This window comes from Mesorhizobium sp. ORM8.1 (assembly GCF_053005525.2).
Genome location: NZ_CM132600.1, coordinates 635340 through 656197, shown reverse-complemented (window position 1 = coordinate 656197; position 20858 = coordinate 635340). Strand labels below are relative to the sequence as shown.

Here is a 20858-nt window from a genome sequence, read left to right as displayed (position 1 = left end):
CGCATTCCTGACAGGGACTGACATAGCGACTATGGCGACAGACACACGCACCCGGATGATCGAGGCGACGGCGCTGCTTTTGCGGCGGCGCGGCTATCACGGCACCTCGCTCAATGACATTTTGAGCGCGAGCGGCGCGCCGCGCGGCTCGCTCTACTTCCATTTTCCGGGCGGCAAGGACCAGCTGGTCGTCGAGGTGACGCGCGACAGCGTGGCTGGCGTGACGGAGCGCCTCGGCGCTGCGCTCGCGGCCGAACACGATCCGGCGGTCGCCGTCCACCACATCTACCAGTCGGTCGGGCACATGCTGGAGGAAAATGAGTTTTCGCTCGGCTGTCCGATCGCGCCGGTGGTGCTCGACGCGCCGAGCGACGTGCCGGATCTGGCCGAGATCTGCCGCTCGGCCTTCGAACAGTGGATCGGTCTGCTGCGTGAGGCCTTCATGCGGGCAGGGGTGCCAGGGCGCCGCGCCCAGGCGCTGGCGCTGCTGGTCGAATCCTCGCTGGAAGGCCTGATGGTGATCGCCCGCGCCACCCGCGACCGCGCACCGCTCGCTATCGTGGCCGATGAGGTGGCAGCACTCGTCGAGCAGGCGGTGCTTGCCGGCAAGGTGGCGCAACAGTCGGAGAACGCCACTTAAGGCGAAATTCTGGTCCACCAAGGTCGATTGGACAAACGAAAAAGGGCGGCATCGCTGCCGCCCTTTTCGTATGCGTAAGCCAAGTGGCTTGGATTAGAAATCCATGCCGCCCATGCCGCCCATGCCGCCGCCCCCATGCCGCCAGGCATGCCGCCGCCGGCCGAGTCCTTCTTCGGAGCTTCGGCGATCATGGCTTCGGTGGTGACGAGCAGGCCGGCGACCGAGGCCGCGTCCTGGAGAGCGGTGCGAACGACCTTGACCGGGTCGACGATGCCCATGGCGATCATGTCGCCATAGTCGCCGGTCTGGGCGTTGTAGCCGAAAGTCGCGCCCTTGTTTTCAAGGATCTTGCCGGCAACGATCGAAGCTTCCGCACCGGCGTTGGCCGCGATCTGGCGGGCCGGAGCCTGCAGCGCACGACGCACGATGTTGATGCCAGCGGCCTGGTCGGCATTGGCGCCGGCCGCCTTGATGTTGGCCGAAGCGCGCAGCAGAGCCACGCCGCCGCCTGCAACGATGCCTTCTTCCACGGCCGCGCGGGTCGCGTTGAGGGCGTCGTCGACGCGGTCCTTCTTTTCCTTGACTTCGACTTCCGTCGCACCGCCGACGCGGATCACCGCAACGCCGCCGGCGAGCTTGGCCAGACGTTCCTGCAGCTTCTCCTTGTCGTAGTCCGAGGTGGTCTCTTCGATCTGCTGCTTGATCTGGGCAACGCGGCCCTGGATCTCGGCCTTCTTGCCGGCGCCGTCGACGATGGTGGTGTTCTCCTTGGAGATCGACACCTTCTTGGCGCGGCCGAGCATGTTGAGGCCGACGTTCTCGAGCTTGATGCCGAGGTCTTCCGAGATGACCTGGCCACCGGTGAGGATGGCGATGTCTTCCAGCATGGCCTTGCGGCGATCACCGAAGCCCGGCGCCTTGACGGCGGCGATCTTCAGGCCACCGCGCAGCTTGTTGACGACCAGCGTGGCCAGAGCCTCGCCTTCGACGTCTTCCGAGATGATGAGCAGTGGCTTGGAGGTCTGCACGACGGCTTCGAGAACCGGCAGCATGGCCTGCAGGTTGGAGAGCTTCTTCTCGTGCAGGAGGATGTAGACGTCCTCGAGCTCGGCAACCATCTTGTCGGCGTTGGTGACGAAGTAGGGGCTGAGATAGCCGCGGTCGAACTGCATGCCTTCGACGACTTCGAGTTCGGTCTCGGCGGTCTTGGCTTCCTCAACCGTGATGACGCCTTCGTTGCCGACCTTCTGCATCGCTTCCGCGATCATCTTGCCGACCGATTCGTCGCCATTGGCCGAGATCGTGCCGACCTGGGCAACTTCCTCGGAGGTCTTGATCTTCTTGGCAGCCTTGCCGAGAGCCGCGACGACTTCGGTGACGGCGAGATCGATGCCGCGCTTCAGGTCCATCGGGTTCATGCCGGCGGCAACCGCCTTGTGGCCTTCCTGGACGATCGACTGCGCCAGAACGGTCGCGGTCGTGGTGCCGTCGCCGGCGATGTCGTTGGTCTTCGAAGCAACTTCGCGGACCATCTGCGCGCCCATGTTCTCGAACTTGTCCTCAAGCTCGATTTCCTTGGCGACGGTGACGCCGTCCTTGGTGATGCGCGGGGCGCCGAACGACTTGTCGATGACGACGTTGCGGCCCTTGGGGCCGAGCGTGACCTTCACCGCGTCGGCGAGGATGTTGACACCGCGCAGCATACGCTCACGGGCATCGCGGGAGAATTTTACGTCTTTGGCAGCCATTTTTAGCTCCTGGCAGGGGCTTGGGGTAAGCCCGGAATTCAGTTGACGGAAAGGCCGATGATCAGCCGATGATGCCCATGATGTCGGATTCCTTCATGATCAGAAGGTCTTCGCCATTGAGCTTGACTTCGGTGCCCGACCACTTGCCGAACAGGATGCGGTCGCCAGCCTTGACGTCCAGGGGAACCAGCTTGCCGGCTTCGTCGCGAGCGCCGGAGCCGACGGCGATGATCTCGCCTTCCTGCGGCTTTTCCTTTGCCGTATCCGGGATGATGATCCCGCCGGCGGTCTTGGATTCGGATTCGACCCGGCGAACGACCACGCGGTCATGAAGCGGGCGGAACTTGGACTTTGCCATATTGTCTTCCTCGATGAGAACGGTGAGAACTGTTCCTCCATCCGGCGGTGCCGGATATGAGGTTAGCACTCACCAAAGGCGAGTGCTAACGTGGCGCTGAAATAGACCGGTTTGCCAGAGTCAAGGCGCGCGCAAGGGCGCCATGGCGCGAAATTTTATCGGAAAGCCGATAGATCGAGAAACGCGCCGTTCAGCACCGACGCCATTGGCGAAATGCGGCAGCAGGCTTTCCTATCGGCGCTTCGGCGATCGCAGGATCAGCAACGGGCATCGCTCAGCCAGTCCATAGCTGCCGGTCGCGGCCAGCCGGACATCGTCGAAGAAGACGCTGGCCTCCTCGACGAGCGCCGCGGCTGGCGCAAAACTGTAGATGACCGACGAGTTCCTGTAGACGTCGATGGTGCCGATGACAGGCAGTTCCCATCCGGTCCGTACCGAAAGTTCCTCACGGTCAGGAAACAGCTTGTCGAATTGTTCCAGTATGCCTGTGACGGGTATCGTGTAACCCGGCGCGTCGCCGATCGCGGTCATCGCCACCCGCCATTTGAGATCGTGGAAAGTGGATGCGCCACCGGCGAGTGCAAGCGCGCGGACGTCGCGTGGATCGTCGCGGATTTCGGGCGAGGCATAAAGCCTGATGCCGGCGCGCCCGTCTGCTTTCAACGCGCGTGCGATCGATGAAAACAGTGCGCGCCTGTGTTCGGTGCCGCCGATAACCGAGAGGCATCCGTCGCCGATCAGCGCGTCGATGCTTCCCGCGGACAGCGGCAAATCGAACCAATCGCCTTGTACTGCCTTGCGCCGCTCCGTGTTCCCCGGCCAGATTCCGCGATCATGTCGCGGGACTCGTCCACCGCCGTCATGCTGGCGCCCAGCCCGGCCAGTTCCGGCGTCACGCCAAGCATCACGACATCCGACCGGGCAAGATCGAGCTCGCGGTTGTAGCTTTCCACGACCTCCGGCGGGGGCCTGAGCGGCGACCCAAGCAGCTGCCAGTGCTTGCGAATTGCATTCCAGTGGTCAGTCATGCATAGCCCCCGCCCGCATCGCATTGTATTTGAATGCATAGTCGAGGGCGCTGAAGAAACCAAGCGGGGGCGCATGGCACGCATAGCGGTCATCACGCATGAGTTCGACCGGTTCCTGGGCTGGGGCGGCCTGCTGCTGCGCCGCGGCAGCCCCTATATGCTGTTCGACCTGCTGGAGGAGCTGAAACGCCGCGGCCATTCGGTCCAAATCATCAAGGGCACCTCGGCTAAGCCGGAGGCGGACATCGCGGTGCTGCATGTCGACGCGACGGTGACACCGCCCGAATATGTCGAATACGCGCGCGCCTTTCCCTTCTGCCTCAACATCGGCGCCGCCGATATTTCCAAGCGCCGCGTCAGCGGCGCCGCGATCGGCAGGGACGACACCTGGCAGGGTCCCGTCATCGTCAAGAGCAGCCTCAACAACCTTGGAACACGCGAGCGGACGCTCAACCGGCGATCGCGGCGCGCCGGCCAGCCGGAGCCATTTCCCGACGCCGAGGTTCTCGACAGCTACCGTATTCATGCCTCGCTTGCCGATGTTCCGCCGGCGGTGTTCGACCGCCAGGATCTCGTCGTGGAAAAGTTTGTTCCCGAGCCCGAGCCCGACGGCTTTGCCGCCCGCTTCTGGCTGTTCTGCGGCGAGCGCGAGCGCTGCACCCGCCATGTCTCGCCGCAAAGCCTGGTCAAGGGCGAAGACACGATCCGCCGCGAGCCGGTCCCGGTGCCGGACGAGCTTCGCGCGGTGCGACGCGAACTCGGCTTCGACTATGGCAAGTTCGATTTCGTCATGCATGAGGGCAGGGCGGTGCTGCTTGACGCCAACAAGACGCCGGGCAGTGTCGGCAACCTGTCTGCCTTCCTCGCCGCCGGCAATGCCAACCTTGCCGACGGTTTTGAAGGGCTGATCCGCCAGGTTACCTAGAGCATGATCCCGAAAAGTGGGAACCGGTTTTCGGGCAAGATCATGCTCCAACAAGGAGCATGATCCCGAAAAGTGGGAACCGGTTTTCGGGCAAGATCATGCTCCAACAAGGAGCGTGATCCCCGAAAAGTGGGAACCGGTTTTCGGGAAAGATCATGCAACAAAGAGTTGGATCTGGATGGCGGTTCATTCAACCGTCATCCTGAGCGGAACTCAGATGTTCATGCCGCCCGAGACCTCGATGCGCTGGGCGTTGACCCAGCGATTTTCGTCCGACAGCAGCGCGGCGATCATCGGGCCGATATCGTCGGCGACGCCGGCGCGGCCAAGCGCGGTGACGCTCGATACCATGCGGTTGATCTCGGCATTGTCGCGCACATGGCCGCCGTTGAAGTCGGTGGCGATGGCCCCAGGCGCCACGGTGTTGGCGGTGATGCCGCGAGTGCCCAGCTCCTTGGCGAGATAGCGCGTGAACACCTCGATGCCGCCTTTCATCATCGCATAGGCAGACGAACCGGGCGCGGCGAAGCGGGCGAGACCGCTGGAGACGTTGATGATGCGGCCGCTATCGTTGATCAGCGGTAGCAGCGCCTGGGTGAGGAAGTAGACGCCTTTGAGATGGACGTTCATCAGCGCATCGAATTCGTCCTCGCTTGTCTCGGCGATCATCTTGCGCAGGCCGGTGCCGGCATTGTTGACGAGATAGTCGAAACGGTCGCGCTGGAAGGTGTCGCGCAACGTCTTCTTCAACGCCTCGACGAAGGCCGGGAAGCTGGCGACGGCGCTGGCATCGAGTTCGTGTGCGGCGGCGCGGCCGCCGGCGGCTTCGATCTCGGCGATTGCGGCTTCAGCCTCGTCGGCGCGGGAACGGTAGGTGACGATGACGTCGACACCCCGGCGGGCAAGGTTGAGCGCGGTGTTGCGGCCGAGGCCGCGGCTGCCGCCGGTGATGAGAGCGATGGGTTGGGTGGTCATGGCAAAATCTCCTTATCGATGGAGATGTATATACTCGCCCGGGATGCGCATATAATCGGCGCGATATTGCCAACACTATTCAGGATATGAGAACAATAGCCATGGACAGGCTGGACTCCATGCGGCTCTTCACCCGTGTCGTCGAACGGCGCAGCTTCACCGCGGCCGCTGCCGATCTCAGCCTGCCGCGTTCCAGCGCGACCGCCGCGATCAAGCAGCTGGAGGAGCGGCTCGGCGTGCAATTGCTGCGCCGCACGACACGCCACGTCACCACCACGCTCGACGGCGAGGCCTATTACCAGCGCTGCATCGGCATCCTGGCCGACATCGAGGATGCCGAAGGCGGCGTCGGCACCGACGACGTGCGCGGGCGCCTGCGTATCGACATCAACGGCCACATGGCGCGCAACTTCGTCGTCCCGGAGTTGCCGGCGCTGCTGGCCCGGCATCCAAATCTCAGCGTCCATATCGGTGAGGGCGACCGTTTCGTCGACCTCGTGCGCGAAGGCGTCGACTGCGTTGTGCGCGCCGGTCCGCTGCCCGACAGCGACATGATCGCGCGCAGCCTCGGCATGGCGCGCGAGGCGACGCTGGCCAGCCCCGACTATCTCGAAAGGCATGGCACGCCACGCACGATCGAGGGACTGGCCGGGCACGTTATGATCGGCTTCGTCTCGTCGCGCACCGGCCAGGTGATGCCGCTCGAATTCACCGTCGATGGCAGGACCCGCGAAGTCATCCTGCCGGCGCGCGTCACGGTCTCCAATTCCGACACAGCCGCCACGCTGGTGCGCCAGGGCTTCGGCCTCTACCAGGCGCCCCAGCTGCGCTTCACCTCGGACATCGCGGCGGGTCGGCTGGTCGAGGTGCTCACCGACTGTCCGCCGACACCGACGCCGATCTCGGTGCTGTATCCACGCAGCCGCCAGTTGTCGCCACGCGTACGGGTGTTCATCGACTGGCTGGTGGAGATCCTCGGGCCGAGGCTGGAGCCGGGGTAGGGCCCCTACAAAAACAACCGCAGCTGCGTATGAATGATCGTCCGGTAATCCTCGATCGTCCGCCGGCTTTCGACCTCGTCCTGTGTCAGCGCCAGCCGCACCAGGCCGCCGGCGAGCTGGAAGATCAGGAACACGACCCTGGCAAAGGGCTCGCGCTGCTCTGCCTGCAGCATCGGCCCGACACGGTCGCAGAATATCTTCGACTGATGCCGCGTCTCGGCGATGTCGAGATGCTGCAGCGCCTTATCGGCCTGGATGGCGTTTTGCAGATCCTGGATCGCCGGGTCGGCGGCGACGCGGGCATAGTAATCGTCGAGCATGCGGTCGGCTGCCGTCGTCACGTCGCCCAGTTCGCTTATGTCGGCGATGATGGCGCCGAAGCGCGCCCGGCTTTCCTCGGAAAAACGCTCATAGAGCATGGCCAGGATCGCCGACTTCGACGGGAAGTAGTGATAGACGGTGGCGATAGGCCCGCCGGCCAGCGCGCCAACTTCCTTCATCGTCACCGCGTCGATGCCCTTTTCGCCGATCAGCCGCATGGTCGTGGCCAGGATCGCGTCGATGCGCTCGCGGCTGCGCTCCTGCTTTGGCCTGCGCCTTGGCTCCGTCGCTGTTCGCCTTGCTCCCGTCATGCGCGATGTCGTCCCAGGAAAAGTGCAGATTCACGGTTGACAAGAAACATGATCAAGTATCAGTTTCGCCAAATGCTGACAATCTGTCAGTTTTTCGATCGAGCTGCAAGGGAGGGCGCGCCTCGTGACCGTCATCGATGCCGGAAATGCTGAGAGCGGCGATTGGCTGGTCGGCAACCCGACCGGGCTGCAGCTTGCCTCGGCGCTGTGGATCGGCTCGGTCGGCTTGCTCATCCTCGGCCTGCAGCCGGTTTTGCTCGGCGCGCTCTACACCGAAGGCCACGTCACCGGCGACGAGCTGGCGCTGGTCGCCACCGCCGAGATGATCGCGATCGCCATCGGCTCGGCGATCGTGGCGATGCTTTTGCCCGCCCGCAACATGCGCTGGAAGAGCACGCTGCTCCTGATCCTGCTGGCGTTCGCCAATCTGTGGACCGCTTATGCCGTCACCGCCAATTCCCTGATCGGCGCCCGCGCGCTCGCAGGCCTCGCCGAGGGCGGCCTGGTCGCCGTCGCCACCGAACTGATCGCCCGCTCGCGCCGGGCCGAACGCATCGGCGGTTATTTCGTGACGCTGCAGACGCTGGCGCAATGCGCGCTGGCGCTGATCCTGGCGCTCTATGCGGTGCCGAAAGCCGGCGCGGCCGGCGGCTTCATGGTTTTAGCCATAGTCTGCCTGCTGTCGCTGGTCGTCGCCTGGACGGTTGCTGACGACTATGCCGACCTGCCGAAGGACGAGCATTTTTCCAATGTGCTCACCGTGCCGGCGATCACCGCCCTGTTATCGATCTTCTGCTATTTCATGTTCTTCGGCGCGGTCTGGGCCTTTCTCGAACCGCTCGGCGCGCAGTTCGGAATTGACGGCCGCACTATCGGCCTGATGGTCTCGGCGAGCCTTGCCGCGCAGGTGCTTGGCGCGATGACCGCGACGGTGTTCGAAGCGCGCATCGACTATCGCTTCGCCATCACAATCATTGGGATCATCGCTGCGATCAGCTCGGTGCTCTTGGCGACGGGGCCGGGGCTTTTGGTGTTCTGGGCCGTCGCCCTGGTGATGGGCTTCATCCTGCTCTTCATCGTGCCGTACCAGATCCGCCTTGCCATCACCGCCGACGAGACGCGCAACGCCGCACTCCTGGTGCCGGCCGCCCAGCTCTTCGGCCTTGCCATCGGCCCGATCGCCGCATCGCTCCTGATCGACGGCGGGAATTTCCGCCCGGTGCCGGAATTCGCCGCCGTAACCGCTTTGGCCAGTGTGGCGCTGCTCGGCGTCTTCGTGCTGGTCGCGCGGCGCCGCATTCTGACCTGATAGAGGAGGGTTCGAATGGCGAACACCTGGAGCAACTGGTCGGGTTTTGTAACCGCCGCCCCAAAACAGATCGCGACACCGGCCGATGCCGGCGAGCTGGCGGAACTGGTGCGCACCGCGCCGGGTCCGCTGCGTGTCGCCGGCGCGGGTCATTCCTTCACGCCGCTGGTGCAGTCCAACGGCACCATCGTCTCGCTGGAAAAGATCGAGGGACTGGTCTCGCATGACGCCGCAACCAATCGAGCGCGGGTCAGGGCGGGCACGCGGCTTGGGTCCCTGATGCACATCCTTGCGGATATCGGCCAAGGCTTGCCCAATATGGGCGACATCGACAAGCAGGCGATCGGCGGCGCGCTGGGCACCGCCACGCACGGCTCCGGCCCGAAGCTCGGCGCCTATCACACACAGCTGGAAACCGTGCAGATCGTCGACGGGCAGGGCAAGCTGCGCGAGTTCAGCCGGACGAACGACCAGGACATGATCCATGCCACCGGCGTCGCGCTCGGCGCCTTCGGCGTGCTCACCGAAGTGACGCTGAACAACATCGCGACCTACCGGCTTCGCCGCCGCAAATGGGTGCTGCCCATCGCCGATATGCTGCGCGGCTTCCAGACGATGATGGCAGGGCATCGTTCGGCCGAATTCTACTACATCCCGTTTTCCGGCTACGCCCAGTTCATCGCCAGCGATTTCAACGATGGACCGACGACGCCGCGGCCGACCGAGGACGACGAGGACGGTTTGGCGACTTTGCGCAAGCTGCGCACCGTGCTGCGCTGGCTGCCGTCGCTGCGCCGCGCGCTGATCAGGGGCGCGGTGAAGAAGATCGCGTCCGAGGACTATGTGCAGGACTGGCTCAACGTCTACGCCAGCGACCGTCGCACCAAGTTCAACGAGATGGAGTACCACCTGCCTTACGAGGAAGGTCCAAAAGCGTTGGCCGAGATCATCGCGCTGACCGAAAAGCACTTTCCGGAAGTCTATTTCCCGATGGAGGTTCGTTCGGTGGCGCCCGACGAATTCTGGCTTTCGCCCTTCCACAAAAGGCTGACCTGCTCGATCGCCATCCACCACGATGCGGCGAACGATCCGCTGCCCTTCATGCGGGCCGCCGAGCCGATCTTCTTGAAATACGGCGGCAGGCCGCACTGGGGCAAGATGCACAGCCTGAAGGCTGCGGATTTCAAAAAGCTCTATCCGCGCTGGGATGATGCGATGGCGGTGCGCCGCGACATCGACCCGAACAACCGTTTCGTCTCGCCCTATATGGCCGGCCTGTTCGGCATCGAAAGATGAGCGCCTATTTCGCCGAGCTGTCGAAGGCGCTGCAGGCGGCCGATATCCATCGGCCCTGCCTGGTGCTCGACCGCGACCGGCTGGATGCCAACATTGCGCGGGTGAGAGAGACTGGCGCCTGGTCTTGCCGTGCGGTTGGTCGACAAGTCGCTGCCTTGCGTGCCGTTGCTGTCCTATATAGCCAAGGCGCTCGACACCAATCGCTTCATGACCTTCCATCCGCCGGTGACGCAGGCGGTGCTCGACGCCTTTCCCGAGGGCGACCTGCTCTACGGCAAGCCGATGCCGCTGGGGGCTGCCAAGGCGGCGCTGACACGAGGCGGCGCCGGCTGGTGGTCGCGCGTCTGCTGGCTGATCGACACGCCGGAGCGGCTGGCCGAGTACGGCGCTTTGGGCGCCGAGCTCAGCACCGAATTGCGCTTCGCCTTCGAGGTCGATGTCGGCCTGCATCGCGGCGGCTTTGCCAGCCCGGCCGAGATCAAGGCGCTGACGATACCTAAGGGCCTGCGCTGCGAAGGCATCATGGCTTACGAGGCTCACGCGCCAGAAATTCCCGGTATGTTCGGCGGTGCCGACAAGGCGTTGAAGAAAGCCTCGGCGCTGGCGGTGGAGTTCGTCGCCGCGCTCGGGCCGGATCAGCGCCGCATCCTCAACATCGGCGGTTCGAAGACGGCGCTGCTGCATGGCGGCGGCGTGGCGAACGAGGTCTCTATGGGCTCTGCCTTCGTACTACCGAGCGACTTCGACAAACCCGGCCTCGACGGCTTCCAGCCGGCCGCCTTCATCGCGACGCCGATCCTCAAGGTGATCGATGCGGCACTGCCGGGCCCGGCCTGGCTCTCGAAGACCTTGCTGGCGCTCGGCCGCTTCCCGCGCAAGGGCTGCTACCTCTATGGCGGCAAGTGGATGGCCGATCCAGTGTTTCCGGAAGGCATGAAGCCGAACGGGCTGATGGGGTTTTCCTCCAACCAGCAATTCATGGGCCTGCCGGCGGCGGCACATGTGAAACCGGGGGATTATGCTTTTCTGAGGCCGACGCAGAGTGAGGCCGTGCTGCAGCATTTCGGCGCCATCGCGGTACTGTCGGGTGGGCGGATCGTTGAGTTCTGGCCGGTGTTGCCGATGGGGTGAGGGCGCGCCTAGCACTCGCGACTGTCGCCGGCAACTAGGCGGTCGTCATGTAGGGGCCGCTCGTCGTGTTTGTTGACTCTGTCAACTAAATGACTAATCCTGTCAATGACAGGAGACGCTCCCATGACCATCCACAACCATCCCGGCAAGGAACGCATCGATGCCGTGCGCGCCTTCAACCGCTTCTATACGCGCCAGATCGGCCTGCTTGACGAAGGCCTGCTGAAGAGCCCGTTTTCGCTGACCGAGGCGCGGGTGCTTTATGAGCTTGCTCATCGCGACGAGTTGGTCGCCAGCGATCTGCTGCGCGATCTCGGCCTCGATCCTGGCTACGTCAGCCGCCTGTTGAAGAAATTCGAGGAGCGCGGCCTGGTCGAGCGCGCTGCAACGCAGGCCGATGCGCGCCGCTCGGCGATCGCCCTGACGCCAGCCGGCCGCGAAGCCTTCGCGCCGCTCAATCAGGATTCACACGACCAGGTCGCGACCTTGCTCGACAAGCTGCCGCCGGCCGATCAGGACCGGCTGGTCAAGGCCATGCGCACCGTCGAGGACCTGCTCGTCGAACGCCCCGAGTCGAAGGTGCCTTATATCCTGCGGCCGCTGCAGGTCGGCGATATCGGCTGGATCACGCGCCGCCAGGGCATGCTTTACACACAGGACTATGGCTGGGACGGAACCTACGAGGCGCTGGTCGCCGAAATCCTCGGCGAGTTCGTCAAGAAGTTCAATCCGGACTGGGAGCGCGCCTGGGTCGCCGAGCGCGAGGGCGAGGTGGTCGGCTCCGTCTTTATCGTGCGCAAGTCATCCGAAGTGGCGAAGCTCAGGCTGCTCTATGTCGAGCCCTCGGCGCGCGGCCTTGGCATCGGCGCACGCCTGGTCGACGAGTGCATCGCCTTCTCCCGCGCCAAGGGCTACAAGACGCTGACGCTGTGGACCAACGACATATTGGGCTCGGCCCGCCGCATCTACCAGGCGGCGGGCTTCAAGCTGGTCGAGGAAGAGCATCATCATTCCTTCGGCAAGGATCTGGTCGGCCAGACCTGGGATCTCGAGCTTTAGCGCGCGCGGTTTGCCGGGGGTGGTGCGCAATGCTATGACGAAAGCGTCGAAAAGGACCTGGAGCGGCAACCGGTAAGCCCGCTCTCTTTCACCTGATGGAAGCTCCGTTCCCGCCCCATGCGGGAACCCACGGCAAGCTCGAGGCGTGCCCTTGCGCCCGGCTTGGCGTGCGAGGTCTTCGAAAGAATCCTTCGTGTGCCGGGCGCCAACCGAAGGAGAAAGCAATGCCCATCATTCGCGCCAACATCGGCGTCATCACCCAGATCAACGTCTTCACCGTACCGGAGGGCGGCCAGCAGGCGTTGATCGATCTGCTGCAGGAGGCGGCAATGAGTTGCCGCGCGGTTCCCGGCTGGCTATCGGCCAGTCTGCATCGAAGCCTCGATGGCCGTCATGTCGTCAACTATGCCCAAACCGACGATCAGGCGGCCATGCGCAGGGTCTTCGAGCATTTGCAAAGGCAGGGTTTCCTGGAACGCAACAAGGCGTTGGGGCAAGCCAATCCTGGCCTCTATGAAGTCGTATCGACAGTGGAATAGCGCCGCGCTCGGACGGGCCGTCAAACGCGGCCCGTCCGGTATGCCACGCTATGATTTCACCGGCACCCAGATCTCCAGCCCGCCATTGCCGGTGTGGGCGTCGAACTCCGGTCCGTAGCGCTCGAATTCGGGCGCGTCGGCGATCTCGTGGCCGGAGGCCGGCAGCCAGCTGTTCCAGATCGTGTTGATGGTGCGGCGGATGGTCGAGATGTGCTCGCGATGCGAAAACACGGCGTATTTCTGCGCCGGCACCCGGACGCGATAGAAATCCTTGGGCAGGTCGGAGAAATCCGTCACCTCGACGCCGACGATGTAATCGAAATTGCCGGCATCGTCGCCATTAGTGCAGACGCCGTAGAAGGCGTCGGGCACCTGTCCGGGGATGTGGCCGATATAAGGGGCGAAACGTTGCCATTGCATCGGAATGCCGGCCGCGGACTCGCAGCTGTAGCGCTCGCCGAGCCCGGCGATGAGGAAAGGCCGGCTGGTTTCGAAGCGCGGCGGCGCGAGTGTCGTGAGTAGGGAACTGTCCATCAAAATAGGCTCCACGAGGTCGAGATTCCGGGTCGAGCCCTGCGCGCGCACCAGCTCCGGCGTGGTGCCGAACTGCTCGCGAAAGGCCCGCGTGAACGCCTCATGCGAACCATAGCCGGCATCGAGCGCGACGCAGAGGATGTCGCGCGCCCCGCCGGCAAGCCGGCGCGCCGCTTCGCTCAGGCGGCGTGCCCGCATATAGCCCATTACCGACCGACCGGTGGCGGCGCCGAAGGCGCGCGTCACATGGAAGCGTGACACGCCGCTGCTTTGCGCGACATCGTCGAGCGATATCGCATCCGGCAGATGGCTTTCGACAAACCACAGCGCTTTCTCGGTCGGGTTCATGGTTCCTCGCATTTTGGCGAGCCGAAACTAGCGACCGCGCCGGGGGCGAGTTTGATCGAAATTGCGCACTGGGCGAAGACGCAAAGTTTGCAAGCGGTTGACAAGCGGCATCTCGATGTGTTTGTAATGTTATTACATATCAGATAAGATTGATTTCGCATGTTCGATTGGTGCCCGTTGCGACTCTGCCCCGGACAAACTACGCTTTGCGCGTCATGGTCCTCGCGCCGCAAGGCGAGAGGTGAAAAGGGAACACGGTGAGACCTTTGGTCGACCCCGTGGCTGCCCCCGCAACTGTGAGCGGCGAGTTCCATCCGAAACGCCACTGGCCGGCAAGGCTGGGAAGGCGGATGGCGCGACGACCCGCGAGCCAGGAGACCTGCCATCGACACGAGTTGACCGGACGGGGTGTGCCGGGAGGAGACGCGGGCGCCCCTGTCGGCCGTCCGGCTTTCTTCCGTCGCGATTTTGGAAAGTGACGGAATGTCGGAAGACCCTAGCCATCGCATCATCGTGTGTTCGCTTTGCCGCGATGCCGTGACCGGGCACCGCTCCGGCGAAGCTCCGTGCGCCGTCCTACAGTCCAGGCTTCCCGGTTACGATGCGCCATTCTTCGCGATCGAGACCGTCGATTGCATGGCCGGCTGCACGCGGCCGCTGACCGCCGCCTTCCAGGCGCAAGGCAAGGCTTCCTACCTCTTCGGCTCGGTCGGTAGCGGCACCGATGCGGGCGCGCTGGTCGAATTTGCCAGGCTCTATGCGTCGCTCGTCGACGGCTGGTGCAATTGCGGCCAGCGGCCGGCCCGGCTCGCCGGCAAGACGCTGGCGCGCATCCCGGCCAAGGGCAGGGCTTGGCAGCAAGTGAAATGAGCGCGCCGCTGCTCGAAGCCCATGATCTCAGCGCGACGGCCAGCGGTCGCGTGCTGGTCGAGGATGTCAGCCTGTCGCTGGCGGTCGGCGAGCGCCTTGCCATCATCGGCCCCAACGGCGCCGGCAAGACCACGCTTTTGCGCATGCTGTGCGGCGCGCTGCGGCCGAGCGCCGGCGAGGTGCGCCTGTCCGGCCGCCGCCTGGACCGGATCACGACCGCAGAACGGGCGTTGAGCATCGCCGTCGTCGGCCAGACCGACCAGCCTGATCCAAGGCTGGCTTTGATCGACTATGTCGAGCTTGGCCGCGTGCCGCATGCGGGCCTGAGGCGCAGGCATGAAGATCGCGACATCGTTGTCGAGGCGTTGCGCCGCACCGGGCTGCAGCCTTTGCTTGGGCGTGGCATCGGCTCGCTCTCCGGCGGCGAGCGCCAGCGCGCCCAGCTTGCGCGCGCCATCGCGCAGCAGCCGAAAATCCTGTTCCTCGACGAGCCGACCAACCATCTCGACCCGCGCGCCCGCGGCGAGTTGCTCGACCTTGTCGCCAGGCTCAGTATGACCGTCGTCGCCGTGCTGCACGATCTTGCGCTGGTCGCGCCCTTCGCCACCAGCGTGGCGGTGATGAGCAGCGCCAGGCTGCACGCCTTGGCGCCACCGCGCGAGGCCTTGGCGCAGCCGCTCATCCGCGACGTGTTCGGCATCGACGTCTTGCGCCTGCCGCACCCGACCGAGGATCGCGAGCTCACTGTCTTCGACCTGCCCAACCGTACCTCTTCACCCTTCTGAACCAGCCGATCCAAAAAGGAGCACCACGCCCGTGAAACGCCTCGCCTTGTCGCTCGCCTTCTCGCTTGTCGCGTCCGCCGCCTTCGCCTTTCCGGTCACCGTCGACAGCTGCGGCGAGCCGCTCACCTTCGACGCGCCGCCGAAGCGCGCCGTCATCCACGACCTCAACATGACCGAGATGGCCTTCGCGCTGCATTTGCAGCCCTCGATCGTCGGGCTCACCGGCATCACCGGTTGGTACAAGGTCGGCCCGGAATTCAAGGCCGAGCAGGGTTCGATCCCGGAACTCGCGCCGAAATATCCGACAGTGGAGAACCTTGTTGCCGTGCAGCCCGATTTCTTCTTCGCCGGCTGGTATTACGGCATGAAGCCGGGCGGCGACGTGACGCCCGACACGCTCGCCCCGCATGGCATCAAGACGCTGGTGCTGACGGAAAGCTGCGTCCATCTCGACAAGAACCGGCCGGCCGCTTCGATGGACCTGCTCTATGGCGACGTCGAGAAGCTCGGCAGGATTTTCGGCAAGGAGACGGAAGCCGAAAAGCTTGTCGCGGGCTGGAAGACGGAGCTTGCAGACATCACCGCCAAGGTCGGCGACCGCAAGGGCACGCGCGTCTTCCTCTACGATTCCGGTGAGGACAAGCCTTTCACCGCCGGCAAGTTCGCCATCCCCAACGCCATGATAGCCGCCGCCGGGGGCGAGAACATCATGGCCGACATGGAAACGAGCTGGGGCAACACCGACTGGGAGACGGTCGCCTCGCGCAATCCGCAATTCCTGATCCTGCTCGATTACCAGGATGGCGGCGGCTACAAGAAGCTGCTCGATTTCCTCAAATCGCATCCGGCGATGAAGGAGACGGGCGCGGTCAAGAACGAGCGCTTTGTCGCGCTCCGCTATGCCGAGCTGACGCCTGGCCCCGCCAACATCGAGGCGATCGGTAAGATCGCCAGGGCCATGCACCCGGAAGCGTTCTGACCTTGCGCCACCGATCGTTTGCTCTGTCGATCATGCTCGGCGCGGCGTTGCTCGCCGCGCTGGCGCTTGCGTCGATCGCCTATGGCTCGACCCTGATACCGTTGCGCGAGGTGATCGGCGCGCTGGCGCACGCGGCCGGGCTGGGCGGCGAGAGCCCGTCCGGCCCGGTCGGCAGCATCGTCGTCGACCTCAGGCTGCCGCGCACGCTGCTGGCGATCGCGGTCGGCGCCGGCCTCGGCGTGGTCGGCGCGCTGCTGCAGACGGTTACCCGCAACGACCTCGCCGATCCGTTCCTGTTCGGCCTTTCTTCGGGTGCCGCGGCGGGCGCGGTTTCCGTCATCACCGTCTTCGGCGACACGTTCGGCATCTGGACGCTGCCGCTCGCCGCTTTCACCGGCGGCATACTGGCGGCGGCGATCGTGCTGCTGCTTGTGTCGCGGGTGCGGGGGCAGGGCCCTGAGCGGATGATCCTCGCCGGCCTTGCCGTATCGTTCCTGTTCACCGCTTTGACCAACTATCTCGTCTTTGCCGGCGATCAGCGCGCCGCCCATTCCGTGCTGTTCTGGACCATGGGCGGGCTCGGCCTGGCGCGCTGGGACAATATCGGCCTGGCCGTGCTGGGCGCCGGCATCATCCTCGTCTACGGGCTGTGGAACCATCGCCGCTTCGATGCATTCCTGGCCGGCGAAAGTGCTGCCGAAAGCCTGGGCGTACCGGTCGCGCGCATGCGCAAAGTCACATTCCTCGTCGCGGCCCTGGCCACCGCCATCCTGGTCGCGGTCGCCGGTGTCATCGGCTTCGTCGGCCTGATGATCCCGCATCTCAGCCGGCCGCTCTCGGGCCCGCTGCACCGCAACCTGATCGTCGCCTGCGCGCTGTTCGGCGCCATCCTCCTTCTGGCCAGCGATCTCATTGCCCGCACGCTGCTGCCGCCGCAGGAATTGCCGATCGGCATCATCACCAGTTCGCTCGGCGCCTTCTTCGTCGTCACAACGTTGATGCGTAACCGGCTTTGATTTCCTTGGCTTCTGGAGCAACGTCCCCCACTTGAATAGTAAGCACGCTTATTATATCTATCGCTCATGGTTTCAGATGGCATCGATAGACTGGGATTTTTGATCCACGACGTGCAACGCCTGATGCGCAAGCGTTTCGAGACGCGCGCCCGCGGGCTTGGCCTGTCGTCGGCGCAATGGCGTCTGATGGTGCGTGTCGCCAAGGAGGAAGGCATCACGCAGGCGCGGCTGGCCGAGCTGCTCGAAATCGAGCCGATCAGCGTCTCGCGCCTCGTCGACCGGATGGAGGAGGGCGGCTGGATCGAGCGTCGTCAGGACGCGACCGACCGGCGCGTACGCATGATCTTCCCGACCGAAAAGACAACCGCCGCCTACACCGACGTCAAGAGCCTTGCCGGCGAGGTCTATGAGCAATCGCTTACCGGCGTATCGCCGGAAGATCGGCGCGTGCTGATCCGGGTGCTGGACACGATCGTGCAGAACCTGACGGACGGCGAGGCATCCCTGGAGATAACGGGTAAGCAGGGAGCGGCGGCATGAGCGCGGCAGCCAAGAGAGAAGACGACAACGTAACCAAGCTCGAAGCGCCGGCCCAGCCGGCTGCTCCCGTCGCCGTGGCGGCCGAGCCGCTGCCGGCGCCGGCAGCGCCTAGGAAGAAGCGCCGCCTCGGCCGCATGCTTTTGATGGTCGCCTTGCCGTTGGCGCTGCTTGCCGGCGGCGCTTATGTTTGGGTGACCGGCGGCCGCTATCAGGAAACCGAGAACGCCAATCTGCAGCAGGCCAGGATTTCGGTCGTTTCCGACACGGCCGGCCGCATCGTCCAGGTCGGCATTGCCGACAACCAGACGGTCAAGCAGGGTGATCTTCTCTTCATCATCGATCCCGAGCCCTACCGCATAGCGCTGGCCCAGGCCGACGCCGCGGTTGCCGGCGCGCGCCTCAATGTCGAACAGCTGCGCGCCGCCTACAGCCAGTCGATGGCGCAGGAGAAGTCGGCGAGCAGCGAGGTCGACTACGCGCAGTCGCAATATAACCGCGCCGCCGATCTGGCGCAAAAGGGCATCAATGCCAAATCGTCGCTCGATCAGGCCCGCAACGACCTCGACAAGGCCAAGCAGCAGCTGGCCGTCGCAGGGCAGGGTATCGTCAGCGCCAAGGCGGCGCTTGGCGGCAACCCCGACATCGAGACCGATAAGCATCCGAGCGTGATGGCGGCTTTGGCCGCGCGCGACAAGGCGGCCTACGACCTTGCGCAGACCACGGTGAAGGCGCCGGCCGACGGCATCGTCTACCAGGCCGCCTCCTTCAAGCTCGGCCAGTATGTCTCGGTCGGCACGCCGTTGTTTGCGCTGGTCGAGATCGGCGACACCTGGATCGACGCCAATTTCAAGGAAACCCAGCTTACCAACATGAAGCCGGGCCAGAAGGCCGAGATCGTCGTCGACACCTATCCGGGCAGAACTTTCGAGGCGACCGTCAAGGCGATCGGCGCCGGCACGGGCGCGGAGTTTTCATTGCTGCCCGCGCAGAACGCCACCGGCAATTGGGTCAAGGTCACGCAGCGCATTCCCGTGCGCCTTGAACTGACCGACCCGGATGCAAAAATGGCGCTGCGCACCGGCATGAGCGCGACCGTCACCGTCGACACCGGCGTGGCGCGCGGCTGGCCGTCGATCTTCGGTCACGCCACGGCCGGCGAGGCCGGCCAGTAACGAGTTGAAGCAAGTAACGAGTTGAAGCAGGGGATTGGTCTGACGGAGGAGTGTGGAGGATCAGACGGGTGAGCCGCGCTGCGGCTTGATCAAGACTGAAACCTTCGGCACGGACCTGTCGGTCCTTAGATTTCCGGGCGGCAGGCATCCGCTCCATCAGAGACTTTCAGTCGATGCAACCCCGCATCGATAGTCGCGTCCCACCGCGATGAAGGTCTCTCAACGGAAGGCATGCCGCCCGGAAACCCAATAGAGCCGGATGATTTCAGGTCTGTTCGACCTGAAATCTGAATCCGTCTCTAAATCAAAGAGATAGAGCATGATGTCGTCCGAAAACCGCTTCACACTTTTCGGCATCATGCTCTAGTGTACACGGTTTTGTTACCTGCTGGAAGTTCAGCACCATGAGCACGCCCGAACCCTTCAAGGAAGTGCCGCATCGCGGATTGATCACGGTCGCGCTGATGCTGGCCACGATCATGCAGGCGCTCGACACCACCATCGCCAATGTCGCGCTGCCGACCATGACCGGCGACCTCGGCGCTTCGCCCGACAACATCAACTGGGTGCTGACCTCCTACATCGTGGCGGCGGCGATCATGACGCCGGTCACCGGCTGGCTTGCCGACCGTCTCGGCCGCAAGGAATTGTTTCTGGTCTCGGTCGTCGGCTTCACCATCTTCTCCATGCTCTGCGGGCTCGCCTGGAGCCTTGAGACCATAGTGCTGTTCCGCCTGCTGCAAGGCGTGTTCGGCGCGGCCATCGTGCCGCTGTCGCAGACCTTCCTGCTCGATATCAATCCCAAGGAACGGCATGGCCAGGCGATGGCCATCTGGGGCGCCGGCATCATGCTTGGGCCGATCCTCGGGCCCACGCTCGGCGGCTGGCTGACCGAGAATTTCAACTGGCGCTGGGTGTTCTTCATCAACCTGCCGGTCGGCATCGTCGCCTTCCTCGGCATGGCCGCCTATCTGCCGGTCATCGCCAAGCGGGTGCGCGGCTTCGACTTCTTCGGCTTCGCCATGCTCTCGCTCGGCGTCGGCGCGCTGCAGCTCCTGCTCGACCGCGGCGGCGAGGTCGACTGGTTCAACTCAGCCGAGATCTGGATCGAGCTGGCTCTATCGCTCACCGGCTTCTGGGTGTTCATCATCCACACGGTGACGGCCGAGCGCCCCTTCATCGATCCCAAGATATTCCTCGACCGAAATTTCGTGACCGGGCTTGGCTTCATCTTCGTCATGGGCGTGCTGATCCTGGCTTCGATGTCGTTGTTGCCGCCGATGCTCGCCACCATCTTCGGCTACCCGACCGTCACCATCGGCGTCGTGCTGGGACCGCGCGGCATCGGCACGATGATTTCGATGCTGGTCATGGGCCGCATCATGCACAGGATCGATGCGCGCATCCTCGTCGCCATCGGCTTCCTGCTCACCGCGCAGTCGCTCTACACCATGGCGAGCTTCACGCCGCAGATGGACAATTGGCTGATCGTTTCCTCCGGTGTCATCCAGGGCCTCGGCATGGGCATGGTGTTCGTGCCGCTGTCGACGATCGCCTTCGTCACGCTCGACGCGCGCTACCGCACCGACGCCACCTCGCTGTTCAGCCTGGTGCGCAATCTCGGCTCCTCGATCGGCGTGTCGGTGGTTGCGGCGCTGATGGTGCGCAACACGCAGATCAACCACACCGAGCTGTCGTCCTTCATCAACCCGTATAATCCGAACCTGTGGGCCGCCTCGCCTGCGGCAGCGGCCGGCGATCCCGCTGCACTTTCGCAGGTCGACCGTGCGCTGAACCTCCAGGCGATGATGATCTCCTACATCAACGACTTCAAACTCCTGATGGTGATGACGCTGGCCGCGATCCCGTTCGTGATCCTGCTGCGCAAGCCCAAGGCCGCGCCAGCCGGGGCGCGCCGGCCGCGCACATGGATTGAAGAAGTGGTGTAATCTCCCGCTCGAGGGAGATTGCCG

The 20858-nt window shown here is 64.3% G+C and carries 21 protein-coding genes, 1 pseudogene and 1 riboswitch; of the genes and pseudogenes, 15 read left to right on the top strand and 7 right to left on the bottom strand.

Annotated elements, in window-relative coordinates; all coding sequences use genetic code 11:
• Positions 1 to 31: 31 nt before the first annotated feature.
• The gene (locus tag ACVDG8_RS03300) at positions 32 to 640 is read left to right on the top strand and encodes a TetR/AcrR family transcriptional regulator (RefSeq protein ID WP_447253411.1); all 609 of its coding nucleotides are present in this window, start codon (positions 32 to 34) and stop codon (positions 638 to 640) included.
• 93 nt (positions 641 to 733) lie between these two features.
• On the opposite strand, the pseudogene groL reads toward ACVDG8_RS03300, so the two are convergent.
• The 4 genes and pseudogenes from groL to ACVDG8_RS03280 all read right to left on the bottom strand — a co-directional run bounded on the left by groL (position 734) and on the right by ACVDG8_RS03280 (position 3699).
• Positions 734 to 2388: pseudogene (gene groL / locus ACVDG8_RS03295) on the bottom strand (chaperonin GroEL).
• A 61-nt stretch (positions 2389 to 2449) separates the two neighbouring features.
• A complete protein-coding gene (groES, locus tag ACVDG8_RS03290) occupies positions 2450 to 2746 on the bottom strand; it encodes a co-chaperone GroES (RefSeq protein WP_006203049.1) in 297 nt (98 codons plus the stop codon).
• A 231-nt stretch (positions 2747 to 2977) separates the two neighbouring features.
• The gene (locus ACVDG8_RS03285) at positions 2978 to 3517 is read right to left on the bottom strand and encodes a hypothetical protein (RefSeq protein ID WP_455707532.1); all 540 of its coding nucleotides are present in this window, start codon (positions 3515 to 3517) and stop codon (positions 2978 to 2980) included.
• Positions 3484 to 3699 (bottom strand): hypothetical protein, encoded by a 216-nt coding sequence (locus ACVDG8_RS03280; protein ID WP_455707531.1) that lies wholly within the window; start codon positions 3697 to 3699, stop codon positions 3484 to 3486. The genes ACVDG8_RS03285 and ACVDG8_RS03280 overlap by 34 nt, the downstream gene beginning before the upstream one ends.
• A 148-nt stretch (positions 3700 to 3847) precedes the next feature.
• Between ACVDG8_RS03280 and ACVDG8_RS03275 the strand changes: the two genes are divergently transcribed.
• On the top strand, positions 3848 to 4699 hold the full coding sequence (locus tag ACVDG8_RS03275) for a hypothetical protein (RefSeq protein ID WP_447253408.1): 852 nt from the start codon (positions 3848 to 3850) through the stop codon (positions 4697 to 4699).
• Positions 4700 to 4912: 213 nt separating this feature from the next.
• Here the strand turns inward: ACVDG8_RS03275 and ACVDG8_RS03270 are convergent, their stop codons facing one another.
• Complete coding sequence (locus ACVDG8_RS03270; protein WP_447253407.1) at positions 4913 to 5674, bottom strand: SDR family NAD(P)-dependent oxidoreductase; 762 nt, start codon at positions 5672 to 5674, stop codon at positions 4913 to 4915.
• Positions 5675 to 5775: 101 nt separating this feature from the next.
• Here ACVDG8_RS03270 and ACVDG8_RS03265 point away from each other — a divergent pair, with 101 nt between their 5' ends.
• Positions 5776 to 6675, top strand: a complete 900-nt coding sequence (locus tag ACVDG8_RS03265) for a LysR family transcriptional regulator (protein WP_447253406.1) — start codon at positions 5776 to 5778, stop codon at positions 6673 to 6675.
• A gap of 5 nt (positions 6676 to 6680) precedes the next feature.
• Here ACVDG8_RS03265 and ACVDG8_RS03260 read toward each other — a convergent pair whose 3' ends face one another.
• Positions 6681 to 7307: a TetR family transcriptional regulator gene (locus tag ACVDG8_RS03260; RefSeq protein ID WP_447253405.1), complete on the bottom strand. Its 627-nt coding sequence runs from the start codon at positions 7305 to 7307 to the stop codon at positions 6681 to 6683.
• Between the two features lie 124 nt (positions 7308 to 7431).
• Here ACVDG8_RS03260 and ACVDG8_RS03255 point away from each other — a divergent pair, with 124 nt between their 5' ends.
• The 5 genes from ACVDG8_RS03255 to ACVDG8_RS03235 all read left to right on the top strand — a co-directional run bounded on the left by ACVDG8_RS03255 (position 7432) and on the right by ACVDG8_RS03235 (position 12641).
• Entirely contained in the window at positions 7432 to 8616 is a 1185-nt protein-coding gene (locus tag ACVDG8_RS03255; RefSeq protein ID WP_447253404.1) for an MFS transporter, read from the top strand.
• Between the two features lie 15 nt (positions 8617 to 8631).
• Positions 8632 to 9912 (top strand): D-arabinono-1,4-lactone oxidase, encoded by a 1281-nt coding sequence (locus ACVDG8_RS03250; RefSeq protein WP_447253403.1) that lies wholly within the window; start codon positions 8632 to 8634, stop codon positions 9910 to 9912.
• Between the two features lie 129 nt (positions 9913 to 10041).
• Positions 10042 to 11043: an alanine racemase gene (locus ACVDG8_RS03245; protein ID WP_455707530.1), complete on the top strand. Its 1002-nt coding sequence runs from the start codon at positions 10042 to 10044 to the stop codon at positions 11041 to 11043.
• 123 nt (positions 11044 to 11166) lie between these two features.
• Positions 11167 to 12102: a bifunctional helix-turn-helix transcriptional regulator/GNAT family N-acetyltransferase gene (locus ACVDG8_RS03240; RefSeq protein ID WP_447253401.1), complete on the top strand. Its 936-nt coding sequence runs from the start codon at positions 11167 to 11169 to the stop codon at positions 12100 to 12102.
• Between the two features lie 224 nt (positions 12103 to 12326).
• Entirely contained in the window at positions 12327 to 12641 is a 315-nt protein-coding gene (locus tag ACVDG8_RS03235) for an antibiotic biosynthesis monooxygenase family protein (RefSeq protein WP_447253400.1), read from the top strand.
• Positions 12642 to 12689: 48 nt separating this feature from the next.
• Here ACVDG8_RS03235 and ACVDG8_RS03230 read toward each other — a convergent pair whose 3' ends face one another.
• Complete coding sequence (locus ACVDG8_RS03230; RefSeq protein WP_447253399.1) at positions 12690 to 13523, bottom strand: AraC family transcriptional regulator; 834 nt, start codon at positions 13521 to 13523, stop codon at positions 12690 to 12692.
• 199 nt (positions 13524 to 13722) lie between these two features.
• A riboswitch (cobalamin riboswitch) is annotated at positions 13723 to 13925 on the top strand.
• An 81-nt stretch (positions 13926 to 14006) separates the two neighbouring features.
• On the opposite strand from ACVDG8_RS03230, the gene ACVDG8_RS03225 reads away from it, so the two are divergent.
• The 7 genes from ACVDG8_RS03225 to ACVDG8_RS03195 all read left to right on the top strand — a co-directional run bounded on the left by ACVDG8_RS03225 (position 14007) and on the right by ACVDG8_RS03195 (position 20834).
• Positions 14007 to 14393 (top strand): DUF1636 family protein, encoded by a 387-nt coding sequence (locus tag ACVDG8_RS03225; RefSeq protein ID WP_447253398.1) that lies wholly within the window; start codon positions 14007 to 14009, stop codon positions 14391 to 14393.
• Positions 14390 to 15178 carry an ABC transporter ATP-binding protein gene (locus ACVDG8_RS03220; protein ID WP_447253397.1) on the top strand — a complete coding sequence of 263 codons (789 nt, stop codon included), beginning with the start codon at positions 14390 to 14392 and terminating at the stop codon, positions 15176 to 15178. The genes ACVDG8_RS03225 and ACVDG8_RS03220 overlap by 4 nt, the downstream gene beginning before the upstream one ends.
• 31 nt (positions 15179 to 15209) lie before the next feature.
• A complete protein-coding gene (locus ACVDG8_RS03215) occupies positions 15210 to 16157 on the top strand; it encodes an ABC transporter substrate-binding protein (RefSeq protein ID WP_447253396.1) in 948 nt (315 codons plus the stop codon).
• Between the two features lie 32 nt (positions 16158 to 16189).
• A complete protein-coding gene (locus tag ACVDG8_RS03210; RefSeq protein ID WP_447257214.1) occupies positions 16190 to 17173 on the top strand; it encodes a FecCD family ABC transporter permease in 984 nt (327 codons plus the stop codon).
• 66 nt (positions 17174 to 17239) lie between these two features.
• A complete protein-coding gene (locus ACVDG8_RS03205; RefSeq protein ID WP_447253395.1) occupies positions 17240 to 17713 on the top strand; it encodes a MarR family winged helix-turn-helix transcriptional regulator in 474 nt (157 codons plus the stop codon).
• Positions 17710 to 18885, top strand: a complete 1176-nt coding sequence (locus ACVDG8_RS03200; RefSeq protein ID WP_447253394.1) for an HlyD family efflux transporter periplasmic adaptor subunit — start codon at positions 17710 to 17712, stop codon at positions 18883 to 18885. The genes ACVDG8_RS03205 and ACVDG8_RS03200 overlap by 4 nt, the downstream gene beginning before the upstream one ends.
• A 404-nt stretch (positions 18886 to 19289) precedes the next feature.
• A complete protein-coding gene (locus tag ACVDG8_RS03195; protein WP_447253393.1) occupies positions 19290 to 20834 on the top strand; it encodes a DHA2 family efflux MFS transporter permease subunit in 1545 nt (514 codons plus the stop codon).
• Positions 20835 to 20858 lie beyond the last annotated feature (24 nt).

Bases quoted from the DNA above. Each gene is read 5' to 3' on its own strand.
- ACVDG8_RS03265 (WP_447253406.1), top strand. From the start codon at position 5,776: ATGGACAGGCTGGACTCCATGCGGCTCTTCACCCGTGTCGTCGAACGG.
- ACVDG8_RS03235 (WP_447253400.1), top strand. From the start codon at position 12,327: ATGCCCATCATTCGCGCCAACATCGGCGTCATCACCCAGATCAACGTC.
- ACVDG8_RS03270 (WP_447253407.1), bottom strand. From the start codon at position 5,674: ATGACCACCCAACCCATCGCTCTCATCACCGGCGGCAGCCGCGGCCTC.
- ACVDG8_RS03230 (WP_447253399.1), bottom strand. From the start codon at position 13,523: ATGAACCCGACCGAGAAAGCGCTGTGGTTTGTCGAAAGCCATCTGCCG.
- groES (WP_006203049.1), bottom strand. From the start codon at position 2,746: ATGGCAAAGTCCAAGTTCCGCCCGCTTCATGACCGCGTGGTCGTTCGC.
- ACVDG8_RS03220 (WP_447253397.1), top strand. From the start codon at position 14,390: ATGAGCGCGCCGCTGCTCGAAGCCCATGATCTCAGCGCGACGGCCAGC.
- ACVDG8_RS03200 (WP_447253394.1), top strand. From the start codon at position 17,710: ATGAGCGCGGCAGCCAAGAGAGAAGACGACAACGTAACCAAGCTCGAA.
- ACVDG8_RS03225 (WP_447253398.1), top strand. From the start codon at position 14,007: ATGTCGGAAGACCCTAGCCATCGCATCATCGTGTGTTCGCTTTGCCGC.
- ACVDG8_RS03240 (WP_447253401.1), top strand. From the start codon at position 11,167: ATGACCATCCACAACCATCCCGGCAAGGAACGCATCGATGCCGTGCGC.
- ACVDG8_RS03195 (WP_447253393.1), top strand. From the start codon at position 19,290: ATGAGCACGCCCGAACCCTTCAAGGAAGTGCCGCATCGCGGATTGATC.
- ACVDG8_RS03205 (WP_447253395.1), top strand. From the start codon at position 17,240: ATGGTTTCAGATGGCATCGATAGACTGGGATTTTTGATCCACGACGTG.
- ACVDG8_RS03300 (WP_447253411.1), top strand. From the start codon at position 32: ATGGCGACAGACACACGCACCCGGATGATCGAGGCGACGGCGCTGCTT.
- ACVDG8_RS03210 (WP_447257214.1), top strand. From the start codon at position 16,190: ATGCTCGGCGCGGCGTTGCTCGCCGCGCTGGCGCTTGCGTCGATCGCC.
- ACVDG8_RS03250 (WP_447253403.1), top strand. From the start codon at position 8,632: ATGGCGAACACCTGGAGCAACTGGTCGGGTTTTGTAACCGCCGCCCCA.
- ACVDG8_RS03260 (WP_447253405.1), bottom strand. From the start codon at position 7,307: ATGACGGGAGCAAGGCGAACAGCGACGGAGCCAAGGCGCAGGCCAAAG.
- ACVDG8_RS03275 (WP_447253408.1), top strand. From the start codon at position 3,848: ATGGCACGCATAGCGGTCATCACGCATGAGTTCGACCGGTTCCTGGGC.